Genomic DNA, 4,765 nt, shown 5'->3' on the forward strand with positions numbered 1-4,765 from the left:
GAAGGCACCCACAGGCATCGCACNTGAGTGCCCGCACAGCTTGTCCCACACGATGCGGTACTGCTTGATGACGGACGGCTTGTAGTTCCGCCGCTCCATCTCAGCGATGATCGCCCCCACGAGATCGGCGACCGTGACAATCTGCTTCTCCATTGCAGCCCTCCAACCTTGAGTCGTGGCGCTTATGCGCCACCCTTCAAGGCTGGATCGTTATGCAAAGCCATTACTAGGAGGGCCCCGTCCGAGGACCATCGATCATGCCGCAGAAGGCATAACGTCCCGCTGCGCATAACCGGCATATTCGGGCTGGAACTTCCCGGTCTTGAGCTCGATGACAACGTAGCGGGATTGTTCAATATGGAAGAAGAGTAGGTCCACGTAGAAGTCGTCCCCGTCGACGTCGAAGTGGACTTGCCGGCCGACGAAGGCGAAGCCTGGGCCCAGTTCGCGGAGCGTTTCCGTGATTCTGCTGGTAAGGGCGTTTTCGAGGTCACGTTCGGCCACTTCGCCTGAGAGTCCGAGGAATTCGAAGTTATAGGGGTCTTTGGCTACCTGCTGAGCGAGCTCTGAGTCTGGTGCAACGAGGTGTTGCACAAAGTTCGAGGGCGCGGCCCCTGTACGCTCCAGGGTGTTGTCTGTTTTCGGTACCGGCTGAGCACTGGTCTTCACTGGCCGGATCCCTGTTCGAGCGACACGCGGGGGAGGTTCTCGGTACCGCTCACATAGGCTTCTATCCTGTTGCTATGGCGGTGGCCTACCGACGTCTTCGTATCCTGACTCCGAACCTCGGGGCCTACTACGGCGTGGTAGACGAGGAATACAGGCCGCACGAGCTCGCGTCCCGGTGGCTTGAAGTTCGTTTCTTCGGACGGGCACAAGCCGAAACGACCAGCGCGCAGTACGCCAGCTCCATCGCCTTATTCCTGACTTGGTCACAACAAAGCGGGCGGGACCTCGAGCAGGCCGCCCGAAAGCTTCACCTGTTCGCGGCCTATCTGGCGACAGAACCTCTGATTTCGGGGCGGAATGCCGGCTCGCCCCGAACGGCGGGCCGTGCCAACCGGATACTCGTCGCCGTGCGTGAGTTTTACCGATTCGCAATCACCGAGGGTGCTCTGCCGGCCCGACTTCTCAGCAACTTATACGAGCTCCCCGACGAGCGGGAGTTCCATTCGGCGAGAGGCCCGCGGGTGCGCCACAAGCGCCGTGAGTCCCGACGAGCAACGGCGCCTGACCAGGCGACGGGAACTGAAGTTACAGCTCTTCTTGATGCCGCCATGACCGCCCGCGACCGGTTCCTGATCCTTCTGTTCGCACTCACCGGGATGCGAACCGGACAGGCGCTCGGACTGCGACGGCGGGATCTGCATCTCGTGCGCGACGCGGGCAGCCTCGGACTGCCATCCCCGACGGGCAACAGCGGTCTGTGCCGTGTCCCGGGGGAACATATCCACGTCGTCCGCCGCCGCAACCCGAACGGCGCCTGGTCTAAAGCTCAATTCGACTTCGCCGTCCCGGCGCCGGGGATTCTGCTGGCCCTTTACGACAGCTACATGCTCGAGCGCGACAGCTGCGAGGAGGCCGCGGACAACGACATGCTCATCGTTACGCTGAGCGGGCCGACCCGCGGATGCGCGATGACGGCTCGCAACCTCAACAAGATCATCGAGCGTCTCGCCCGGACAACGGGTCTGCGACATATCCACCCCCACATGTTGCGGCACTTCGCCGCTTCTGAGCATCTGGCGTCGGGAACCACCCGCGATGAGCTGCAAGCCCTTCTGGGATGGAGCAGCCCAGCGTCGGCCGACCCGTACATCCACGTCAGCGACGACCGCCGCCGCGCGGCAGTTGACCGTCTCACTGACCGGCTGACATCCCAGTTGCATTCATGACGGCCGTCGCACGGTTACTCGAGCAAGCGGCAATTCACCCGCTGGCGGGGCACCCGTTGTCGGCGGCCATCGAGGCACAACGTCCACTGGACACCTGGGACCTGAGGGTTTTTGGATATGCCCCGGCCACCGCCCATGCCCGGTTCCGGGGCCGTGTCGACCGTGCCGGTCGCGGCGCAACAGACGTCAGCCAGCCGTGGCTGCTATCGATTGTGAAGGAGTGGGTGCTGCGCGGTGCCCTTCGCCGTGTCAGTGCCAGCTACTTGGACGATGTGGTCCTTGCGATCGCCTTGCTCTCCGCGACCTTACGTGAACGGGGGGACGCCGGGTGCGACGTCAGGCGGCTCGGCCGGGATGACCTCACGGCGCACCTGATACGGCTGGGACAACTTCGCGAAGCGGCGTTGCTCAGCCGCAGTGGGCAACAACGCTGCGTACGTTTTCTCAACTGTGTTCTGGAAGATATCCGCCAGTGGGGGCTGACTGATGCGGGCGGTGCCGCTGCGGGACTGCCTGACAGCTTCGCTCTAACTCGTCGGGACCATCCCCGAGGATTCACCCGCGGCGTGGACGAGCCCAGCAACGCGTTGCCCAGAGAAGTAGTCCGTCAGCTCATGGCACCAGCCTCCCTGGCCCTGCTGGAATCAGGAGCTGGAAAGTGGGCTGTGAATTGGTTCAAACTCGCTCTCGGCACCGGCAGGCGCCCCGGCGAGTTGAACCATCTGCCGCTGGAGGGGTGCCTGGACTACAACGTGCTCCTCGATGAAAACGGGGCAGAGCGCACCCACGCCGTGTTGATTCACAACATGTCAAAGGTTGGTCTGACTTCCTACCGGCTTCCGATCAATTCTGAAACGGCTGCGGTGATCGAGGACCAGCGCCAGCAGGTGTTGGCCGCATACCCCGATACGGATCGGGCGCGGCTTCCGTTGTTCCCGCATCCGCACCACAACGAGTCCGGCCAGCGCCCGGTGGCGACCTATCAGGTGGAAGTTTCGCTGCGACGTTGGGTGGAAGCCCTGCCGGAGCTTCGCGGCCCGCAAACGGATGAGGACGGCAGGGCGGCAGGCGCTGAGGAACCGGTCAACGGGAACAGGCCGTTCCCGCGCCAGAAGGTTTACCCCTATGCCCTGCGGCATACGTGGGCTCAAGACCACGCCGATGCCGGCACCCCGCTTGAAGTGCTGCAGGACTTGCTCGGCCACTCCAAACCGGGCACCACGCAGGGCTACTACCGGATGACGCATGCTCGCCGGCATGAGGCCATGAACCGGCTCAGCCGGCTGCAGCTGACCAACACCGGTTCCCTTGTCGTCGCGGGGCTTCGCGCCCTCGAGCGCGAGGAAGAGCTCCGCGGCCAGGTCGGCGCCGTGGCTGTTCCTTTTGGCACTTGCGTTGAACCCAGCAACGTCAAGGCCGGCGGCCATAGCTGCCCCTACCGGATGCGCTGCCTGGGCTGCTCACACTTTCGCACCGATCCCTCCTATCTCCCCGAACTCGGGGAATACCTGACCCAGCTGCTGATCTCGCGCGAACGGCTTACCGCCGATGACAGTGCCTTGGAACCGTGGGCCCGGGACAGCGCCATGCCCTCCACCGAGGAGATCGACNGGGTCCGGCTCCTGATCCGCCGCTGCGAAAGCGAACTCAAAAACCTGACAGAAGAGGAACGCGCCGAGATCAGCTCCTATGTCGCACAGGTTCGGACTGCCCGGGCCGGCACCACTCAAGCAGTGCCGTTGGAACTGCTGGGAATCGTGCGCACCGACGAGCCGACACTGTTCGCCGGGTCCTTTCAACGGCTGCGGAGCCCCCTCCAGACACCGACAACTGGGAGAGTGCGATGACATCCTCGAGCGCACAGCAGACCGATGGCATGCTCCGCCACCGGAGGACGCAAAGTGAAGCCAAGCATCGCGCCGTCCGCACCGCGATCGATGCCTGCGTTGCCCGCGGCATCACTGATTCCGCCGCCGGCATCGCCCGGAAAGCGGCTGTGACGGAAACATTCCTCTACCGCCACGAGTCGCAGCCCTGCGCTCTCTGCGCGCAGGTCTTCGGCATGGGACCTGTCGAGTATCTGCGCACCCACATGGCACGCATCTTCGATTCCAGGGATGCCCACGCCCAAGAGCAAGGTCTGGTCACCGCGGCAACGACCCGGGCTGATCTGGCCAACAGCCGCGCCGCTAATCACCGTCTGCAACAGCGCCTGCAATCGCTGGAACGCAGGCTCGGTGAAGTCCTCGGCCACGCCGTCCAGGACAATCTGCCGGAACTGGGCCGCCTCGCCCAGGACATCGACCCAGCCAGTGAAAAACGCATTCGCGAGCTGTCCGAGCAGACAGCCGCCCTTCAATTGGCGCTCAACGAACGCGACGAGGAACTGGACGCCGCCCGGCGCCTCAACACCGACCTCACACGCCGCCTGAACGCTTGAGTCTGTAATTGATTGAAAGAGAAAGGCACAACATCGTGACCGACACGGAAGTCAACGCCGCCTGGCCGGGACGGCTGCCCCCTGAGGTCGAAGCCTTCATCCTGGAGACAGTGGAAATGATCCACGAACTCGACGACACGGGCCTGCACGAGATGACCCCGCATTTCTATCAACACGGATACGAGCAAGTAAGGATGTCGCTTCGGGATCTGCTCACAATCCTCGGCCACGACCCCGACGCCTGACGCCTGACACCAGTGGAGCAGGTCTCCAGGTTCGTCCCTGGCAACAACGACTCAGGGTCATCGCCATTCTTTGAGCAGCTGCCGGCCACCACACGCCGCCAGACCGCCCTCACCTCGGCCAGTGCACTCAACAACATGGAACCGCAGGTCATCCGCGACGATTAGTGCCTGGGAGTACCGAAAAC

General features: G+C 63.4%; 5 protein-coding genes and 1 pseudogene. 5 read left to right on the top strand and 1 reads right to left on the bottom strand.

All coding sequences use genetic code 11. The features are described from left to right. Positions 1–255: 255 nt before the first annotated feature. A pseudogene (locus DAD99_RS15595) lies at positions 256–636 on the bottom strand (PDDEXK nuclease domain-containing protein); the annotation flags it as partial. A 107-nt stretch (positions 637–743) separates the two neighbouring features. Here DAD99_RS15595 and DAD99_RS15600 point away from each other — a divergent pair. The 5 genes from DAD99_RS15600 (at position 744) to DAD99_RS15620 (ending at position 4,745) form a co-directional block, all read left to right on the top strand. Then, positions 744–1,895, top strand: a complete 1,152-nt coding sequence (locus DAD99_RS15600) for a tyrosine-type recombinase/integrase (RefSeq protein ID WP_193342269.1) — start codon at positions 744–746, stop codon at positions 1,893–1,895. Next, the gene (locus tag DAD99_RS15605) at positions 1,892–3,742 is read left to right on the top strand and encodes a site-specific integrase (RefSeq protein ID WP_193342270.1); all 1,851 of its coding nucleotides are present in this window, start codon (positions 1,892–1,894) and stop codon (positions 3,740–3,742) included. Before DAD99_RS15600 ends, DAD99_RS15605 begins: the two co-directional genes overlap by 4 nt. After that, complete coding sequence (locus tag DAD99_RS15610) at positions 3,739–4,335, top strand: hypothetical protein (RefSeq protein WP_193342271.1); 597 nt, start codon at positions 3,739–3,741, stop codon at positions 4,333–4,335. The genes DAD99_RS15605 and DAD99_RS15610 overlap by 4 nt, the downstream gene beginning before the upstream one ends. Before the next feature lie 35 nt (positions 4,336–4,370). Beyond that, entirely contained in the window at positions 4,371–4,580 is a 210-nt protein-coding gene (locus tag DAD99_RS15615) for a hypothetical protein (RefSeq protein ID WP_193342272.1), read from the top strand. A gap of 12 nt (positions 4,581–4,592) precedes the next feature. Beyond that, on the top strand, positions 4,593–4,745 hold the full coding sequence (locus tag DAD99_RS15620) for a hypothetical protein (RefSeq protein ID WP_193342273.1): 153 nt from the start codon (positions 4,593–4,595) through the stop codon (positions 4,743–4,745). Positions 4,746–4,765: the final 20 nt, after the last annotated feature.

It is taken from the genome of Pseudarthrobacter sp. AB1, from assembly GCF_014926485.1.
Lineage (GTDB): Bacteria > Actinomycetota > Actinomycetes > Actinomycetales > Micrococcaceae > Arthrobacter.

Coding starts and splice junctions, on each gene's coding strand:
- DAD99_RS15600 (WP_193342269.1), top strand. CDS start 744: ATGGCGGTGGCCTACCGACGTCTTCGTATCCTGACTCCGAACCTCGGG.
- DAD99_RS15610 (WP_193342271.1), top strand. CDS start 3,739: ATGACATCCTCGAGCGCACAGCAGACCGATGGCATGCTCCGCCACCGG.